Source organism: Pseudomonas asturiensis (genome assembly GCF_900143095.1).
Classification (GTDB): Bacteria; Pseudomonadota; Gammaproteobacteria; order Pseudomonadales; family Pseudomonadaceae; genus Aquipseudomonas; species Aquipseudomonas asturiensis.
The window spans coordinates 77,127-96,201 of the sequence record NZ_FRDA01000002.1 but is presented as its reverse complement, the minus strand read 5'-3'; the positions used below and the strand labels follow the sequence as shown (position 1 = coordinate 96,201).

The 19,075-nt window shown below is 54.2% G+C and carries 15 protein-coding genes and 1 pseudogene; 15 read left to right on the top strand and 1 reads right to left on the bottom strand.

Annotated features, from left to right (window positions below; all coding sequences use genetic code 11):
* Positions 1-23 precede the first annotated feature (23 nt).
* From BUB69_RS03525 to BUB69_RS03485, 9 genes are all read left to right on the top strand, one after another.
* Positions 24-1,142 carry an alcohol dehydrogenase catalytic domain-containing protein gene (locus BUB69_RS03525; protein WP_073162408.1) on the top strand — a complete coding sequence of 373 codons (1,119 nt, stop codon included), beginning with the start codon at positions 24-26 and terminating at the stop codon, positions 1,140-1,142.
* A gap of 271 nt (positions 1,143-1,413) precedes the next feature.
* Positions 1,414-2,361: a 3-carboxyethylcatechol 2,3-dioxygenase gene (locus BUB69_RS03520; protein WP_065896227.1), complete on the top strand. Its 948-nt coding sequence runs from the start codon at positions 1,414-1,416 to the stop codon at positions 2,359-2,361.
* 72 nt (positions 2,362-2,433) lie between these two features.
* A complete protein-coding gene (locus tag BUB69_RS03515; RefSeq protein WP_017138687.1) occupies positions 2,434-3,303 on the top strand; it encodes an alpha/beta fold hydrolase in 870 nt (289 codons plus the stop codon).
* A 113-nt stretch (positions 3,304-3,416) separates the two neighbouring features.
* Positions 3,417-4,211, top strand: coding sequence for a 2-keto-4-pentenoate hydratase (gene mhpD, locus BUB69_RS03510; protein ID WP_073162405.1), 795 nt, complete (start codon positions 3,417-3,419; stop codon positions 4,209-4,211).
* Between the two features lie 25 nt (positions 4,212-4,236).
* Entirely contained in the window at positions 4,237-5,172 is a 936-nt protein-coding gene (locus BUB69_RS03505; RefSeq protein ID WP_073162403.1) for an acetaldehyde dehydrogenase (acetylating), read from the top strand.
* A 10-nt stretch (positions 5,173-5,182) separates the two neighbouring features.
* A complete protein-coding gene (gene dmpG, locus BUB69_RS03500; RefSeq protein WP_064595055.1) occupies positions 5,183-6,202 on the top strand; it encodes a 4-hydroxy-2-oxovalerate aldolase in 1,020 nt (339 codons plus the stop codon).
* Positions 6,203-6,379: 177 nt separating this feature from the next.
* Positions 6,380-7,639, top strand: a complete 1,260-nt coding sequence (mhpT, locus tag BUB69_RS03495) for a 3-(3-hydroxy-phenyl)propionate transporter MhpT (protein WP_073162400.1) — start codon at positions 6,380-6,382, stop codon at positions 7,637-7,639.
* Between the two features lie 151 nt (positions 7,640-7,790).
* Complete coding sequence (locus tag BUB69_RS03490; protein ID WP_073162398.1) at positions 7,791-9,545, top strand: FAD-dependent monooxygenase; 1,755 nt, start codon at positions 7,791-7,793, stop codon at positions 9,543-9,545.
* Positions 9,546-9,637: 92 nt separating this feature from the next.
* A complete protein-coding gene (locus tag BUB69_RS03485; protein WP_073162395.1) occupies positions 9,638-11,218 on the top strand; it encodes an aldehyde dehydrogenase (NADP(+)) in 1,581 nt (526 codons plus the stop codon).
* A gap of 263 nt (positions 11,219-11,481) precedes the next feature.
* Here the strand turns inward: BUB69_RS03485 and BUB69_RS03480 are convergent, their stop codons facing one another.
* Positions 11,482-12,033 (bottom strand): cytochrome b, encoded by a 552-nt coding sequence (locus tag BUB69_RS03480; RefSeq protein WP_073162393.1) that lies wholly within the window; start codon positions 12,031-12,033, stop codon positions 11,482-11,484.
* Between the two features lie 357 nt (positions 12,034-12,390).
* Here BUB69_RS03480 and BUB69_RS03475 point away from each other — a divergent pair, with 357 nt between their 5' ends.
* From BUB69_RS03475 to BUB69_RS29455, 6 genes and pseudogenes are all read left to right on the top strand, one after another.
* Positions 12,391-13,089 (top strand): pirin family protein, encoded by a 699-nt coding sequence (locus BUB69_RS03475; protein ID WP_073162391.1) that lies wholly within the window; start codon positions 12,391-12,393, stop codon positions 13,087-13,089.
* Between the two features lie 133 nt (positions 13,090-13,222).
* Positions 13,223-13,825 (top strand): NAD(P)H:quinone oxidoreductase, encoded by a 603-nt coding sequence (wrbA, locus tag BUB69_RS03470; protein ID WP_073162389.1) that lies wholly within the window; start codon positions 13,223-13,225, stop codon positions 13,823-13,825.
* 685 nt (positions 13,826-14,510) lie between these two features.
* Positions 14,511-15,632 carry a Re/Si-specific NAD(P)(+) transhydrogenase subunit alpha gene (locus BUB69_RS03465; RefSeq protein ID WP_073162386.1) on the top strand — a complete coding sequence of 374 codons (1,122 nt, stop codon included), beginning with the start codon at positions 14,511-14,513 and terminating at the stop codon, positions 15,630-15,632.
* Between the two features lie 15 nt (positions 15,633-15,647).
* Entirely contained in the window at positions 15,648-15,968 is a 321-nt protein-coding gene (locus BUB69_RS03460; protein WP_003220416.1) for an NAD(P) transhydrogenase subunit alpha part 2, read from the top strand.
* A complete protein-coding gene (locus BUB69_RS03455) occupies positions 15,968-17,404 on the top strand; it encodes an NAD(P)(+) transhydrogenase (Re/Si-specific) subunit beta (protein ID WP_073162384.1) in 1,437 nt (478 codons plus the stop codon). The genes BUB69_RS03460 and BUB69_RS03455 overlap by 1 nt, the downstream gene beginning before the upstream one ends.
* Before the next feature lie 149 nt (positions 17,405-17,553).
* Positions 17,554-18,804, top strand: a pseudogene (locus tag BUB69_RS29455) (cache domain-containing protein); the annotation flags it as partial.
* Positions 18,805-19,075 lie beyond the last annotated feature (271 nt).

The following is a 19,075-nucleotide window of genomic DNA, read 5'->3' as shown; positions in this document are numbered from 1 at the left end:
CAATAACAAAATGGAGAATTCAAATGACTAATAAAATGCGTGCCGCTCGGCTTCACGATATCGGTTCCCCGATGAGTGTGGACGAAATCGACATTCCTACTCCTGACAGCGATGAAGTGCTTGTACGAGTAGAATCCTGTGGTGTCGTGCCCAACCTTGGGAACGTGATCAAGAACTATCCAACCTGGTTTCCAGATCTGCCGCTGCCGAAGTTACCTGCCATTTTCGGTTTGGACCCTGCCGGTACCGTTGTCGGGGTCGGAAAGCGCGTTTTCAACTTTAAAGAGGGCGACAGGGTCTATGTAAATCCGGCCCGGTTCTGTGGCACGTGCCGCTGCTGCCGCAAGGGTGATCCCCTGAGCTGCGAGCGCTTCGGCTACTCGGGCTATTTCGGTTTTTCGCCGGAAGCGAATGATCTTTTGAAGCATTACCCCTACGGTGGCTTCTCGCAGTTTATGACGGCTCCTCAATATAGCCTTGTGAAGCTGCCGGACAATGTAACGTTCGATCAGGCTGCGCGGTTCGGGTATCTGGGAACGGCATACGCTGCTCTTAAGCGTGGTAACGCGGGTCCTGGAATGACTGTGTTGGTCAACGGTGCAAGCGGGACTCTTGGTTTGGGTGCTGTGCTATTGGCGCTAGCACTTGGTGTCACTCGTATTTTCGCAGTCGCCAGGGATAAGGCGCTTCTGGAGCAAGTTCGCCAGTTAGCCCCTCTGCGAATCGAAACATTCTCCACGTCTGATGGCAACTCCTTGTCAGAGTGGGCCTTTTCTAATACCAATGGAGCGGGGGTTGATCTTGTTGTCGACACCCTGGGGCCGGGAGCGCCCGCAAGCGCCGTCACTGATGCGATCGATTGCTTGCATCGTGGTGCTCAGGCAGTGCATGTGGGTGGTGTGTCTGAGTTGGTTCCGATGAATCTGTTCAAGCTCATGGCAGCCCAGGTTCAGTGGCTGGGTTCTAATTGGTTCACAGCTGGCCAGGGGCAGGATCTTGCTGACATGGCGGAGCGAGGCGTTCTCGATCTGTCGGTATTTGAGACGACTGGTTTTGGGCTGAGTCGCATCAACGAAGCTCTGGATTCCATCGCCGGGCGACATGGTGGATTCACTAATTTCGTTATAAACCCGCAAGCGTAAGTGCGCTCCCTGCGGCCGATTCGGCATCGGCCGCAGGGATTCCAGAACAATCGTGGACGAGAAAATGGCTGTGCCGCAGGTGAATATTGTGCTTGCATGCTAGTATGCGAGAGGGCATGATGATTTAACCAACAACAAAAGCGTACGCATGACGACGAGCGCTACTCGCCCTTTTTAGGGTATCGATGCAGCCTTCACTGCATTCGACTTGGGCCGTCGTTAGTGTGCCGAAAACCTTCGGGTTTTTTAGCGCATGACAAGGTGCATGGCTATGAGCGTTTTCCTCCACTGTCTGTCACACACACCTCTGGTCGGCCTAGTCGACCCTTCCCCCGATGTTCTGGCAGAAATTAATGCCGAGATTAATTCGGCCCGTCAGCAGATCGAAGCTTTCGATCCTGAACTTGTAATTCTGTTTGCTCCTGACCATTACAACGGTTTCTTTTACGACATCATGCCGTCCTTTTGCATCGGTACTGCTGCAGAAGCCATCGGCGATTTTGGATCTGCTGCGGGTGTCATCTCAGTGCCAGCTCGGGAAGCTGAGGAACTCGCTTTTGCGGTGTTAGCTGCGGGAGTAGATGCTGCAGTTTCTTATCGCATGCAGGTCGATCACGGTTTCGCCCAACCACTCGATTTTCTGCTAGGCGGGTTAGATCGGTATCCCACGATTCCGATTTTCATCAATTGCCTTGCGCGCCCCATGCCGAGTTTTCAGCGGGTTCGAATGTTCGGTGAAGCAGTGGGGGCTTATGCCGCCAAAACCGACAAGCGTGTTCTGTTTCTGGGATCTGGCGGTTTGTCTCATCAGCCCCCGGTACCCGAGCTGGCAACTGCAAACTCGCACTTACGAGAGCGTTTGTTAGGTGGAGGCAGGAACCTGCCGCTAGATGAGCGGGAGGCGCGCACGCAGCGGGTTATCAACGCGGCCCTGCTCTTTATCGATGATCAGAATTCCCTGCATCCGCTAAACCCGACATGGGATCGCTATTTTCTCGACACCCTTCAAGCCGGCGATTTGCATGAGCTTGATGGCATCGGTGATGACGAACTCTCAGCCATAGCGGGCAAATCCACTCACGAGGTCAAAGCCTGGGTGGCTGCATTCGCCGCCATGACGGCTTATGGCTCTTATCAAACGAGTAACCGCTATTACCGACCGATCCCAGAGTGGATTGCGGGCTTCGGTGCTTTGAGCGCTCGTCCAATCGCGGATTAAGCGAATTTGAGTTTTTTCCTCTCCTGCGTCTTATCGCAAGAGCCCATCTCCTGATCATATGAGGAAGAAGAGATGACGTCTGCCAAGCAAACCTTCACCAATGAAAACACCAGCAAACTGGTTCGCGTCAAAGAAGGCGAACATGAGTTTCAACTGCACTATAACGATGCTGGTGACGGGGCTGAAACAATCATCATGCTCCACGGCTCGGGTCCTGGCGCCAGCGGTTGGGCAAATTTCAATCGCAACATCGACACGTTTGTAGACGCAGGTTTTCGCGTCATTTTGATGGACTGTCCGGGCTGGAGCAAAAGCGATCCCGTGGTCTGCACTGGCTCACGCTCCCATCTTAATGCTGCTGCGCTTAAAGGGTTTGTCAACGCACTTGGGCTTGACCGCGTCCACCTGGTAGGCAATTCGATGGGTGGCCACACAGCAGTCGCTTTTGCGTTGGACAACCCTGAGCGGGTGGGCAAGTTGGTCTTGATGGGCGGTGGTACTGGTGGAGCGAGTTCCTTTGTGCCAATGCCCACAGAGGGCATCAAGCTGATCCAGAGCGTCTACCGCGAGCCCAATATCGAGAACCTCAAAAAAATGATGAAGGTGTTCGTCTACGACAGCAGTGCGCTGACTGACGAACTATTCCAAGGCCGCCTGGATAATATGCTGAGCCAGCGCGAGCACTTGGACAACTTTGTCAAAAGTATCGACGCAAACCCTAAGCAATTTCCAGACTTCGGCCATCGCCTTGGTGAAATCAAAGCCGAGACCTTCGTCATTTGGGGGCGTAACGATCGCTTCGTTCCGATGGATACCGGACTGCGCTTGATTGCTGGTATTTCGAACTCCGAATTGCACGTTTTCAACAACTGCGGGCACTGGGCGCAGTGGGAGCATGCTGACAAGTTCAACCGCATGGTTTTGGACTTCCTCACCCATTAATCGCTTACCTGGTGTCGGTGACTATGGTTCCTTCAGTCCCGACACCCAACACCCCGATGTCCCACACGCACAGCATCGGGTGATTCGTACAGCGCGCAATTACGAGGTGTCTTATGAATGTGACCCAGCAGACTCTAGAGCAATTAGCGGGAGCTTTGCGCCAGGCTGAAAGCAGTGGTGAGGCAATTGAGCCTCTACGTGATCAGATTGGTCTTGATAACCGGGAAGCGGCGTACGCCATTCAGCGATTGAACGTGGCCCACGCCATTGCAGCTGGTCGGCGGGTCATCGGTCGCAAGATCGGCTTAACAAATAAACAGGTTCAGGCCCAGCTAGGGGTCGATCAACCCGACTTTGGCACGTTGTTCGCCGACATGTGTTATGGCGATAACGAAGTCGTTCCCTACGCAAGCCTACTGCAACCAAAAATTGAAGCTGAGATCGCTCTGGTTTTGGAGTCTGACCTGCCTCGAGTGGATACCACATTTGCGGATGTCCTGGCCGCTACCGGGTGGGTGCTTCCTGCGCTCGAAATTGTAGGTAGTCGTATTCAAGGCTGGAATATCCGCTTTGTCGACACGGTGGCTGACAACGCTTCAAGTGGATGTTTCGTATTGGGCGGCCCAGCACGGCGATTAGACGGTTTGGATTTGCGTGAAGCAGAAATGGAAATGACTAGAAATGGTGAGTCAGTTTCAGTAGGTAGCGGCGCGCAATGTCTCGGACATCCTTTGAATGCTGCGGTATGGCTAGCTCGCACTATGGCTCGACTTGGTGAGCCTTTGAAAGCAGGTGACATCATTCTTACGGGTGCCCTAGGGCCGATGGTGCAAGTGGCTGCCGGTGATCGGTTTGAAGCAACGATTAGCGGCATCGGAAAAGTCGCGGTGGAATTCAGCGCTTGTTGATTGCGCACCTGAGAGAGCAAAAAACATGAAAAAGCTCAAAGTAGCCATTGTCGGCTCCGGCAACATCGGCACGGATCTGATGATTAAGATCATGCGTAATGCGAAGTACCTGGAAATGGGCGCTATGGTAGGTATCGACCCTAATTCTGACGGCCTCGCTCGAGCGGCACGTCTAGGCGTCGCCATTACGCACGAGGGCGTAGAGGGCCTGACTAAGCTTCCGATATTTCCCGAGATCGACTTTGTCTTTGATGCGACGAGTGCCGGTGCTCACGTGAAGAACGATGCTTTCCTGCGTAGCATCAAGCCAGGTATCCGTTTGATCGACCTGACGCCTGCCGCCATCGGGCCCTATTGCATTCCCGTAGTGAACCTTGAACAGAACCTCAATGCGCTCAACGTCAACATGGTGACATGCGGCGGTCAGGCGACCATCCCGATGGTGGCGGCGGTATCGCGAGTGGCAAAGGTTCACTACGCCGAGATCGTCGCATCTATCGCTAGCAAGTCCGCTGGGCCGGGTACGCGTGCGAACATTGATGAGTTCACTGAAACCACCTCTCAGGCTATCGAGGCTGTCGGTGGGGCCGCTCGCGGCAAGGCCATCATCGTAATGAATCCGGCAGAGCCGCCTTTGATGATGCGAGATACAGTGTTCGTTCTCTCGGAAGCCGCGGATAAAGCCCAGATCGAAGCGTCGGTTGAGGAGATGGTCGCTGCGGTACAAGCATACGTTCCCGGCTATTGCTTGAAGCAGAAGGTTCAGTTCGATGAGATTTCGGAACAGGCGCCGTTGAACATTCCTGGGCTAGGAAAATTTCACGGCCTCAAGATTTCCATTTTTCTGGAAGTCGAAGGCGCTGCGCATTACCTGCCGTCCTACGCGGGCAACCTCGACATCATGACATCCGCCGCGTTGGCAACTGCAGAGCGCATGGCCCATTCAATGACGAGCGTCTGAGGAATATTCAATGAGCATCGATCTGAATAAAAAACTCTATATATCTGACGTTACTCTGCGCGACGGCAGTCATGCGATTCGTCATCAGTACAGCATCCAGAATGTTCAGGACATTGCCCGGGCGCTGGATAAAGCCAAGGTCGACTCCATCGAGGTGGCGCACGGTGATGGTCTTCAGGGCTCAAGCTTTAACTATGGTTTTGCGGCGCACACCGATCTTGAGTGGATCGAGGCTGCAGCTGACGTCATCACCCACGCGAAGATCGCGACCCTGTTACTACCAGGCATCGGGACTGTCCATGATCTCAAAGCAGCCTACAACGCTGGCGCTCGTGTCGTTCGCGTGGCCACCCATTGCACCGAAGCGGATGTATCCAAGCAGCATATCGAGTTTGCGCGTGAGCTAGGGATGGATACCGTTGGGTTCCTTATGATGAGCCACATGATCGAGCCGGAAAAATTGGCCGAGCAGGCAAAGCTGATGGAAAGCTACGGTGCGACATGCGTTTACATGGCTGATTCCGGCGGTGCCATGAATATGCAGGATATCCGCGACCGGTTCCGTGCTTTCAAAGCAGTGCTCAAACCTGAGACTCACACCGGGATGCATGCTCACCATAACCTCTCACTGGGCGTAGCTAACTCCATTACCGCAGTCGAAGAGGGGTGTGACCGAGTCGACGCCAGTCTTGCTGGTATGGGTGCAGGCGCAGGCAACGCGCCGTTAGAAGTTTTTATCGCGGCAGCTGAGCGATTGGGCTGGAACCATGGCACTGATCTTTACACCTTGATGGATGCTGCAGACGATATCGTCCGCCCTCTACAAGACCGACCAGTACGTGTAGATCGTGAGACCTTGGCTCTGGGCTACGCCGGAGTCTATTCCAGCTTCCTGCGACACGCCGAGGTGGCAGCTGCAAAGTATGGTTTGAAGACCATCGACATCCTCGTCGAGCTTGGCAAGCGCCGTATGGTCGGTGGTCAAGAAGACATGATTGTCGATGTCGCTCTGGATCTCTTGAAACGTTAAGAATTGGCCGCTTTCAAAGCGGCCTTTTGCTCAATGACAACAATAACAATTGGGTTACTGATATGAACGCCTGCCAACCATTCATTGTTGATAAAGACCGTCAACGTGTTTCATTCCGACCGCATCTCTGCCTCGTAAAAACAGCTGTACTGGCGACGCCACACCGGGGAGCAGGTGATGTCTAATCTACCGAATAACACAGCCCGTGGCGGGCTCGTTATCACTATCACACTGTGCTTCATGGTAGCTCTGATGGAGGGTTTGGATCTTCAGGCTCCGGGGATTGCAGCCCAGGGAATGATGTCTGCATTCGGTATAGACAAACTCCATATGGGCTGGGTTTTCAGTGCGGGTGTGCTGGGAATGCTGCCAGGTGCTTTTCTGGGTGGAAGGTTAGCTGATCGTTATGGGCGCAAGTATGTGCTCATGGCCTCTGTTGCCCTATTTGGCGTTTTTTCTCTGGTGACAGCGCAGGCGTGGGACTACAACTCGCTCATTGCGGCGCGGTTCCTCACCGGTGCGGGTCTAGGGGCTTCTCTGCCCAACCTCATCGCATTGACCTCAGAGGTCGCGGGCCCCAAGTTTCGTGGCACTGCAGTAAGCATGATGTATTGCGGCGTACCTTTGGGTGCAGCCGGAGCCGCGCTAATTGGCGTTAACGATTTCGGCCTGGGGTGGCAATTGGTCTTCTATGTCGGCGGTATCGTTCCTCTGCTGATCGTGCCCTTACTAGGCGTTTTCCTTCCTGAATCGAAAGCTTTTTCTGGAGCGATGCCGGACACGTTACCGGTCTCGACGCTACTGTTTGCAGAAGGCAATGCTAAGCCTACGCTACTGCTGTGGGCGAGCTTCTTCTTTACGTTGATGGTGACTTACATCTTGATCAACTGGCTGCCGAGCCTTTTGGTCGCTCAGGGTTTTTCGGGCAAAAATGCGAGTTGGGTTGTCCTCACGATGCAGCTTGGGGCCACAATCGGCACGCTGATGCTCGGGGTGCTGATGGATAGGGTGCCGACCTGGGTAATGTCAATCATTATCTACATAGGCATTCTCGTAGCGCTAATGGGTCTGTACGTATCGACTACATTGCTCGGAATGCTCGTTGCTGGTTTTCTTGCGGGTATTTTTACCACGGGGGGCCAAAGTGTGTTGTATGCCCTGGCACCCTTATTCTATCCCGCGCGGGGCAGGGCTACCGGAGTTGGCACCGCCGTGGCAATCGGCAGGCTAGGCGCAATGAGCGGCCCGTTGGTCGCTGGTAAAATGCTTGCACTTGGCACTGGCACTGCTGGAGTGATGCTCTCCTGTGCGCCAGGGATAGTGGTGGCGGCCGTATCCCTTTGCTATCTGTCGGCGGTGAAAAATCGTACGGCACTGGCGACGCAGGGCCCGAACGCAGAACCTATTCACTCACTAAAAACTCAGATGCCCGGCTAGTTAAATCTGATTTACCGCTGATAACTAGCATGCTAGCATTCTAGTTATCAGGGTGCAGAGTGATCGCGGCCCATCCTGAAGCTGATTCTAGGATGGGCCAGATGCTCTATCAGACAATAACTACAAGCCTGTCGTAATGGAGACAACAATAATGAACAATTCCCAGCACTTCGATACTGACGTTTTGGTTGTGGGTACAGGGCCTGCCGGCGCTACCACGGCACTCGCTCTCGCCACATATGGAGTCAGAGTACGAGTTGTCACCATGTTCAATTACCTTGCCAACTCCCCTCGTGCGCACATTACAAATCAGCGCGCCATGGAGGTCTTCCGTGACCTGGGTGTTGAAGATGTAGTGAAGAAACACGCAACGCCTTGGGAGCAAATGGGAGATGCTCTGATCACCACCAGTTTGGCTGGTGAGGAAATCGCCCGGATGAGATCCTGGGGGTCAGGTGATGCACGCAAAGGCGATTACATCAAAGGCAGCCCATGCCCAATGGCTGATATCGTCCAGCCGCTCATGGAGCCTATTTTGGTTCAGCACGCTGCTGAGCGTGGCGCGCAATTCTCGTTTAACACCGAGTACCTCAATCACGTCCAGGATGCGGACGGCGTTACTGTCACCCTCAAAGACCTGCTCACAGAGCGCGAGTACACGATGCGTGTACGTTACCTGGTTGGGGCAGATGGTGCGCGCTCGAAGATAGTCGAGCAAATTGGCCTGCCGATCGAAGGGGAAATGGCTCGGGCAGGTACTGCCTATGTCGTTTTTAACGCTGATCTAAGCCGCTACGTTGCCCACCGCCCGAGTGTGCTGCAGTGGATTGCGAATCCTGTTGCTGGCTTTGGTGAGATTGGCATGGGCCTGCTTCGCGCGGTCAAGCCTTGGAATCAGTGGATCGCCGGTTGGGGCTTCGACATGGCGAAAGGCGAACCTGATTTCTCACCAGAACATGTTTTGCAGCGTATTCGTACTCTTGTGGGCGATCCTGAACTCGAAGTAGAGATAGTTAGGAACAGTACCTGGTACGTTAATCAGGCATACGCCTCTTACTACTCCAACGGGCGGGTGCATTGCGGCGGTGATGCCGTGCATCGTCATCCGCCATCAAGCGGCTTGGGTTCGAATACTTCGGTACAGGACGGCTTCAATCTTGCTTGGAAGCTGGCTTACGTTATCAAGGGCTATGCGAACCAATCCCTGTTGGATTCCTACTCCCTCGAGCGTCAGCCCGTAGGAAAACAAATCGTAACGCGGGCCAACCAATCACGAGTGGATTACGGGCCTTTCAAAGAATGCTTCAAAATGAACCAAGGTGTGGACACAGTCGAAAAGTTGCTGAAGCGTATGCGCGAACCGACTGCAGAAGGCGCGAAAACACGCGAGCTTCTTCAGAAGGCTCTCGAGCTCAAGGATTTCGAGTTCAACGCTCAGGGCGTAGAGCTCAATCAGCGCTATGAGTCCAATGCAGTTGTTGTTGACGAGGCCGCGGGCGAGGAGGTTTGGGCTCAAGATAAGCAACTCTTCCTACAGGCGACTACCCGACCTGGTGCGAAGATTCCCCATGCTTGGCTCGTCGACAAAAACGGACTGAGAACGTCAACGCTCGATGTCACAGGTAAGGGCAAATTCTCTCTGGTCACCGGTCTTTCAGGCCAGGCCTGGGTCTGCGCGGTGAAGGAACTCAATCTTCCCTATCTACGCACAGTCGTGACAGGTGAAAAGGGTACTGCTGACGCCTATTTCGATTGGCAGCGCATACGTGAGATCAACGAGGCTGGAGCGATCCTTGTCCGCCCTGATGGCTACATTGCATGGCGCCAATCGGAGGCAGTTTGGAGCGTTGAGGACGCGATTACCCAACTTCAGGATGCTTTGGCGAAAGTCCTGGGTACAGTCTGATTTTGAAGGGGGTGTGATGCGCCCCCTTTATCGGCTTTTCGCAGACCTAATGCTTAAGAGCTATCGCTAGAGACAGTGAGGGAATCGATTGTATGCAGCATATCCTTGGTAAGAATTTCATCGCAGGAACTCGGAGTGGTAAAGGCCCTGCTTCATTACGCAGTATCGACGCCGCTACCGGCCAGGAATTGGATTGCGTTTTCTTCCAGGCAACACCTGAAGAGGTGGACGAAGCGGCACGTGCAGCACAGGACGCCTTTCCGATTTTTCGAAACCTGTTGCCATCTCGAAGGGCCGAGTTTTTGGAAGCAATCGCACAAGAGCTCGATTTGCTGGGCGACGACTTCATCTCCCTCGTGAGCCGGGAAACAGCATTGCCAGCAGCGCGAATCCACGGCGAGCGAGCCCGTACGAGCAATCAAATGCGGATGTTCGCGAAGCTTTTAGGTAGAGGCGACTACCTCGGCGCTCGTATCGATCACGCCTTGCCAGAACGTAAGCCCGCCCCTCGAGTTGACCTTCGGCAATACCGAATTGGGGTCGGGCCCGTTGCGGTATTTGGAGCAAGTAACTTTCCGCTGGCATTTTCAACAGCCGGTGGAGATACGGCCGCGGCATTAGCAGCAGGTTGCCCGGTAATCGTAAAAGCTCACAGTGGACATATGGCCACCGCCGATCTTGTGGGTTGCGCGATCGACCGTGCTGCAAAGCGCACGGGAATGCCCCTGGGCGTTTTCAATATGATTTTCGGCTCAAGGGTCGGAGAAGCCCTGGTTAAGCACCCGGCTGTTCAAGCAGTGGGATTTACCGGCTCACTGTCAGGTGGTACCGCACTCTGCAAGATTGCCTCTGAACGTGCCCAGCCTATTCCGGTGTTCGCCGAGATGTCCAGCATCAACCCTGTGTTCGTACTTCCTGAGGCACTTAAGGTCCGTGGCGCAGCAATCGCCAATGAGCTTGGTGATTCAGTGACGCTGGGGGCAGGGCAGTTCTGCACTAATCCTGGTTTGGTTATCGGTTTGAAATCGCCAGAGTTCTCGCGCTTCATTGAGTATTTAGTACATCGGCTTAGCCAAGCTCCCGCCCAGACCATGCTTAACGCTGGAGGATTAAGCAGCTATAGCCAAGGCGTCCATAAGCTGCACGCCCACTCAGGAGTCACGCATCTTGCTGGTAGACCTCAAACCGGCGGTGTGGCTGAAGCCCAACTTTTCAAGGCCGATGTGACGCTGTTGATAGACGACGACTCCTTACTTCAGGAAGAGGTATTTGGGCCGACCACTATATTGGTGGAAGCCGCAAATACTCATGAACTCCGATCTGTCTTAAAAGCGATTCGGGGGCAACTAACAGCCACCCTGATCGCCGAAGGTTCTGACCTTTCAGAGCATGAGTGGTTGGTGCCAATGCTCGAAGAGAAGGTGGGGCGTATTCTTGTTAACGGCTATCCTACGGGAGTCGAGGTATGCGATGCGATGGTACATGGCGGGCCATTCCCTGCTACATCAGATGCTCGGGGAACCTCAGTAGGGACGGCCGCCATAGATCGATTCCTGAGACCAGTGTGCTATCAGAATTATCCAGATGCTCTATTGCCCGACGCGCTAAAAAACGCGAATCCCTTGGGCATAAATCGTTTGGTCGATGGCGTGTGGTCATCTGCCACAAGCTAAGACTTTGACTCTATAGGTACGCCTACACCCTTGGCGTGCCGCAGAGGCGTAAGTTTTTAGCCAAGTCACCTTGCGTGATTTCGCCAGATATCAACTGATATGCGAGCAGGTTGCTCGGTATCGTTTGACTGTCGGCCCCCCTTGTTACCGCCAGGCTGGAGCAGGCGTGCTTGCTTAGCAAATGGCTACGCAGGATTAGACTTCCGAACTTCAGCATTAAGGGCAATTGCGTCCGCCTATCTTTAGCGGACGCGATCACTCTTTTATGCTTTTCTCGTGTTGGGCAACATGCCTTTGAGCACGTCGTCTCGTTCTATGAAGTGATGCTTGAGTGCGATGAGGACATGTCCACCCACCAAAGCTCCGCAAAACCAAGCGGTATAGGTGTGGATCGCTTTGGCCAAGTCATAAAGGCCTTGGTCCGGAGCAACAAGTGCTGGCAGCGCAAAAAGACTGGCTACCATAATTGGTTTGCCGGCAACTGAGCTCCAGTACCAACCCGACAGCGGCAGGCCAATCAGAGCAATCACGTAAAGCAGGACGTGGCCTATAAAGGCGCCACGCTTCATCAGCGGACTCATGGTTTCTGGTAATGCTGGGGCAGGGTTAGCCAAACGCCAACCAAGTCTCACGACAACCAGGATGATAATCGTACTGGCTACCGCTTTATGCAGGAAGGTCAACTCATGATGTGCGTTGAGTTCATCGCGCCATTGGGTTGCGAGAATCCCTACGCACCAAGCAAAAATCCAAATTAACGCCATGCCCCAATGAAGCCACTTAGCTGTGCTTGTATAGCCTGGAAGTTTTGCCATACCCACTTACCTTTAATCCTAATATTTGTAGATGAAATTATCTTCATAAAACCCTGCCTGGAAAAGCGAAATTTTTCGCTCAAATCGATCTAAAAAGTAGATTTCGATCCCGTGGGTCATGGGCTCAGGGACTGAGCTAGTCCGTGATTAACGGCAAGTGTCTGGCAGAGACAGCTTGTCAGCAACGCGATGGCTGCCTGTCTCAGCTGTTGCCTAGCAGCATGGCATGGGTAGTGAACTGCTGATCCCATCAACTATCTAAAATACTGTACGCATTGGACAGTAATTTGCGCTTTTTTCGATGCGTTGTTGAATGGATGATGTCTGGCAATTCCTGCCTTAACTTGGAAAACAGACATGATTGAGCTGCGCCCATTTGAACAACTTGGTAGCGATCATCACGGTTGGCTGAACGCGAAACATCACTTTTCGTTCGCGAACTACTACGATCCGGATCGTATGAACTGGGGGCGCCTGCTTGTCTGGAACGACAACATAATTGCTCCCAACTCAGGCTTTCCTTCTCATCCCCACAAAGACATGGAAATCATCACCTACGTTAGCCAAGGGGCAATCACTCATCAGGACAACCTGGGTAACAAGGGGCGTACGGTTGCTGGTGACGTCCAGGTCATGAGCGCCGGCACTGGTATCGCCCATAGCGAATACAACCTCGAGCCGGGTATTACCAAGACCTTCCAGATCTGGATCCAGCCAGACCAAACCGGTATGCCGCCATCCTGGGGTACCCGTCCGTTTCCCAGCGGTGCCTCCGCAGGGCGTTTTGTTACCTTGGCCAGCGGAATGGAAGGGGATGAGGATGCGTTGCCTATCCGCTGTAATGCACGTCTTGTGGCGGCGACACTGCAAGAAGGCCAGAGCACCCATTACGCAATCGAACACCATCGCAAAGCGTATCTGGTCGTGGCCCAAGGCAGCATCAAGTTGAATGGTAAAACCTTGAAGGTGGGTGATGGCGCGGCCGTAAGAGATGAAAATTTGCTGGAGTTCAACGCGCTTGAACTCAGTGAAATCGTGATGGTGGACGTCGCATAAGACGGGCCACCGTCGAAATCAGGTCATACACGATCAGTTCTATGACAGAGGTTCCAGCATGGGTTGGCTCAGCAATTTATTCGCCAAGACTGTTGGCGGTAATTCCCCCGTTCCAAACCAAGAGGAAGTAAAAATGGCAAAGGTACTGGTACTATATCACTCCATGTACGGTCATATTGAGACCATGGCCCAACAAGTCGCCGAAGGAGCGCGAGGAGTGCCCGGCGTTGAGGTCACTATCAAGCGTGTGCCGGAAACCATGGATCCGGAAGCGTTCAAAGCTGCTTACGGGAAAGTCGATCAGCAAGCTCAGGTGGCTAGTCCATCCGAGTTGAGCGACTATGATGCGATCATCTTCGGCACCCCGACCCGTTTCGGCAACATGTCCGGACAGATGCGCACTTTCCTGGATCAGACAGGCGGTCTGTGGGCCAAAGGTGCTCTGGTTGGCAAAATTGCCAGCGTCTTCACCTCCACCGGTACCGGTGGTGGCCAGGAAATGACTATCACGTCCACTTGGACGACTCTGGCTCACCACGGCATGATCATCGTTCCCTTGGGCTACAGCACGCCTGCGCTGTTCGATGTGTCGCAAGTTGGCGGCGGCACTCCTTACGGTGCTTCTACCATTGCCGGCGGCGACGGCTCGCGCCAGCCTGATACACGCGAGCTGGAAATCGCTCGTCATCAAGGCGAATACGTTGCCAAGCTTGCTTCGAAACTTGTTAAAGCTTAAGGATTCAATCGGAGTCTAGTCGTGCTGAATCAGCATGCGCCTTAAGCTCAAGCGTGTTCGTAGGCGCAGGTTGCTAGCTTCAGTCAACCGCAGGCTTTACACGCGATCAAAATAGAGGTGGATGCCTTCGCCCTAATGGCTTGGATCAGATAGCTGAGGAGGACGGACGGCCGCAATTTTTTCTTAATGGCGTGCTTGCATGCTAGCATATTAGTGGTGCATCATCATGGCGTATAAAAATAATAGATCGTATGAGAGATGTGCCGTTTCTGATCCTCTTTAGCTAAAGATTGTCTCACTCGCGAGACAACGGACTCGGTTCAGCACTCCACACAACTCCTGTGAGTGGATCGTCTTTTCATGCGTTTCAGAGAGAACCTAGAGCGCTCCAACTGCGCCGTACAAGGTGTCTACAGATGACGTCTCACAACGCTCGCTGCATACTCACGACATTAGTAAAGTCCCCCACTGTGTATTGTGCTTTATGGAACGCTGAGCCAGCGTTGCATTACCTCAGCACTTCGCACGAAAGGTCGATCGAACTGCCCCCGCAAGCCCTCGAAAATATTTGCCTAGCCAGGCCTCTGCTTCCTCTCTAGTCCTGTTCACCTAAACCAGAAGATATCTACGCGGTGGCTGCTCATCCAGTCGCATGGTGCGTTCTTATCTTGGTATGGAGATATACGTGAAAATCGGTATTCCTCTCGAAAGTCTGACGGGTGAAACGCGGGTGGCTGCCACCCCGGAAACCATCAAGAAGCTGATCGGCCAGGGCCATAAGGTCACTGTACAAAGCGGGGCAGGCCTAAAAGCCAGCGTCGTCGACAGTGCCTATGAAGCGGCAGGCGCAACCATTGGCAGTGCCAACGATGCGTTCGGTGCCGAGCTGATTCTCAAAGTGGTCGCCCCCAGCGACGCCGAACTGACGCTGATCAAGCGCGGCGCGGTGCTGGTGGGGATGCTCAACCCGTTCAACAACGAAACCATCGCCAAAATGGCCGAGTGCGGGATCACCGCGTTCGCCCTCGAAGCGGCGCCGCGCACCTCACGGGCCCAGAGCCTCGACGTGCTGTCGTCCCAGGCCAACATCGCCGGCTATAAAGCCGTGTTGCTGGCTGCGCATCATTACCCACGCTTTATGCCGATGCTGATGACCGCTGCGGGTACTGTGAAAGCGGCGCGCGTGCTGATACTCGGTGCCGGCGTGGCCGGGCTGCAGGCGATTGCCACGGCCAAGCGCCTGGGTTCGGTGATCGAGGCTTCGGACGTGCGTCCGGCGGTGAAGGAACAAATCGAATCCCTCGGCGCCAAGTTCGTCGACGTGCCTTACGAAACCGACGAGGAGCGTGAGTGCGCCGTTGGTGTCGGCGGTTACGCCCGGCCCATGCCTGCGAGCTGGATGCAGCGTCAGGCCCAAGCCGTGCACGAGCGCGCCAAACAGGCCGACATTGTCATCACCACGGCGTTGATCCCGGGCCGCAAGGCGCCGACGTTGCTGAGCGCCGAAACCGTTGCGCAGATGAAGCCTGGCTCGGTGGTCATCGACCTCGCGGCAGCCCAGGGCGGTAACTGTCCGCTGACCGTGGCCGATCAGGTCGTGATCGAGAATGGCGTGACCATTTGCGGCCCGACCAACCTGGCCGGTGAAGTCGCGGCTGACGCTTCGGCGCTGTACGCACGCAACCTGCTGGACTTCCTGAAGCTGGTCTTCACCAAGGAAGGTCAGTTCGACGTGAACCTGGAAGACGACATCGTCGCCGCGTGCCTGATGTGCCGCGACGGCCAAGTCATCCGTAAAAACGCCTAAGCAGGGATTCAGACAATGGAAGAGCTTATCTCCCCCGGTATCTACAACCTGATCATCTTCGTGCTGGCGATTTATGTCGGTTACCACGTGGTCTGGAACGTGACACCAGCATTGCACACGCCGTTGATGGCGGTGACCAACGCCATTTCCGCGATCGTGATCGTCGGCGCCATGCTGGCCGCAGCCCTCACCGTCACGCCACTGGGCAAGACCATGGGCACCCTGGCCGTGGCACTTGCAGCGGTCAACGTGTTCGGTGGTTTCCTGGTAACCCGCAGGATGCTTGAGATGTTCAAGAAGAAAGCCCCGAAAGCAAAAGAAGAGGCGCCTAAGTAATGAGCATGAATCTCGTCACGACGCTCTACTTGATCGCGTCGATCTGCTTCATCCAGGCGCTCAAGGGCCTGTCGCACCCAACCACTTCGCGGCGCGGCAACCTGTTCGGCATGCTCGGCATGGCGCTGGCCGTCCTTACCACCGTCGGCCTCATCTATAAGTTGGGGGCCGAGCTGGCAACCGCTGGCATTGGCTATGTGATTGTCGGCCTGCTGGTCGGCGGTACCGCTGGCTCCATCATGGCCAAGCGCGTAGAAATGACCAAGATGCCGGAGTTGGTAGCGTTCATGCACAGCATGATCGGCCTGGCCGCGGTGTTCATTGCGATCGCCGCCGTGGTCGAGCCGCAATCCCTGGGCATCGTCAAACACCTGGGTGACTCGATCCCTGCCGGCAACCGCCTGGAGCTGTTCCTCGGCGCAGCCATCGGTGCCATCACCTTCTCCGGTTCGGTGATTGCGTTCGGTAAACTGTCGGGCAAGTACAAGTTCCGCCTGTTCCAGGGCGCGCCGGTACAGTTCGGCGGCCAGCACAAGCTGAACCTAGTGCTTGGTCTAGCAACACTGGGCCTGGGCCTTGCGTTCATGTTCACCGGCAACCTCACCGCCTTCGCGCTGCTGCTGGCCCTGGCCTTCGTGCTCGGCGTGCTGATCATCATCCCGATCGGCGGTGCGGACATGCCCGTGGTCGTCTCGATGCTCAACAGCTACTCCGGCTGGGCGGCGGCGGGCATCGGCTTCTCGCTGAACAACTCGATGCTGATCATTGCCGGCTCACTGGTAGGCTCCAGCGGCGCGATCCTGTCGTACATCATGTGCAAGGCGATGAACCGTTCCTTCTTTAATGTACTGCTGGGCGGTTTCGGCAATGCGCCGGATGCCGGTGCAGCGGCTGGCTCCAAAGAAGCACGCCCGGTCAAATCCGGCTCGGCTGACGACGCTACCTTCCTGATGACGAACGCCGATACCGTGATCATCGTCCCCGGCTACGGCCTGGCGGTGGCGCGGGCGCAACACGCGCTCAAGGAACTGACCGAGAAGCTGACTCACCACGGCGTCACGGTGAAATACGCCATCCATCCGGTCGCGGGCCGTATGCCTGGCCACATGAACGTCCTCCTCGCCGAGGCCGAAGTGCCTTACGACCAAGTGTTCGAGATGGAAGACATCAACTCCGAGTTCGGCCAAGCCGACGTGGTGCTGGTGCTGGGCGCGAACGATGTGGTCAACCCGGCCGCCAAGAACGACCCGAACTCACCGATAGCCGGCATGCCGATTCTCGAAGCCTTCAAGGCCAAGACGATCATCGTCAACAAGCGTTCGATGGCCAGCGGCTACGCCGGTCTGGATAACGAATTGTTCTACCTGGACAAGACCATGATGGTCTTCGGTGATGCCAAGAAGGTCATCGAAGATATGGTTAAGGCAGTCGATTGAAACTAATGGCCAAGGATGGCCATCATCCTAACGCCTGTGCACTGAAGACGCGCGCGGCGTCAGAAAAAAATTAATGTTCAGGTCATGTGCTCTAGTAGTTGTGGAAAAATAATATCGCCTTTAGCTTCGTAAGCAAGAGTGAGAAAATAATGAAAATAAAATCTCTTCAGTTGAACATTATGTTTTACGCAGGGGCTGCGATTCTCTCCGTAGTGGCGGTATTAGTGCTGTATGCGCTAATCTCTGGAGAGAAAACCCAGAACTGGATCGGCGATAAAACCCGAGAGGTTTTGGGGGGCGAGGTTAAAGAGCACTTGGTAGGCCTTTCAAAGTATCAAGTTAGCGAAATTCAGAGGCAGTTGGATCAGCCAATTGCGGTCGCAAAAAATCTTGCAAGAGCCAATGTTTTGGCTGGATCCAAGCCTGATGGTGATCGTGACGCAGAAGGGAAATTGCTCAGTGATCTTGCCCTTGATGCGCTCGTTCAAAACCCACAACTAGTGACTACCTACATAGCCTGGGAACCAGAAGGTATTTTTGAAAAAAGTGCTAATAGGGGTTTGAGCGAGCTAGAGCGCTTCTTGCCCTTGTGGTTTCGTGCTGAAGGCGGCAAATACACTCTATCAAAGCTATATGCTATGGAAAGTGAGGCTCTGCTACCTACGGGTGTAAGAGAGGGCGAGTTTTATTTGTGTCCAAAGGAAAGTCGCTCTGCCTGTGCAACCGATCCTGTAATTTATACTATTAACGGGAAAACAGTGCAGTTGACTGCGTTTACCGCTCCGATTCTCGTAAAGGATAAATTCAAAGGTATTGCTGGTGCATCGCTAGATTTGGAGTTTGTCCAAAAAATCCTCGAAAAAGCAAATCGTGAGTTGTATGGAGGGGTGGGTGACATGGCCCTGGTTTCCGGCAACGGCCGTTTCGTAGCGTACACTGGGGACGCTAGTAAAGTAGGGAAATCTGCTAGCGATATGTTTGGAACAGAACTGGTTAGCTCATTTTCAACGCTAAGCACTTCAGATGAGAGGTATAATCTTGATCAACGAGGTATGATTCAACTGGCAATTCGTTTTGCCGTTGCCAACACAGCTACGAAGTGGACACTATTGGTACGACTTCCAGAAAGTGTCGTTTTCAAGAGCGTTAGCGATCTAAAAAATCTCTTAGAGCAGCACTACATTTCTGAAGCGCGCTCAATGGGATTAGTTGGTTTACTGGTGAGTGGCTTCGGAATTCTGATTGTCGGATTCGTGGCGCGCGGAATCGTTCGTCCACTTCGCAGTATGCTGGCGATGATAAAAAATATCGCTAAAGGGGAGGGGGATTTAACTCGGCGACTGAGTAGTTCGCGGGCGGACGAATTAGGGCTTATTGCTCAAGAGTTTAACGTATTTTTAGAGAAGTTACAGATGTTAATTATTAAGGTCGTAGATTCGACCAAAATGATTGCTGACTCAACGTCCGACGGCGCCGCTATGGCGGCGCAAACTCATAAAGGGATGCAGAGTCAGCAGAGTGACGTTGAGCAGATTGCAACAGCAATTAACGAGATGACTACATCCTCGCAGGATGTCGCAGCAAACGCTATGAATGCTGCAAGAGCAACAGGGCGTGCGGAACAAGCGGTAAGTGATGGGAAAGTAGCGATGGAGGACGCCGTCGCCGCTA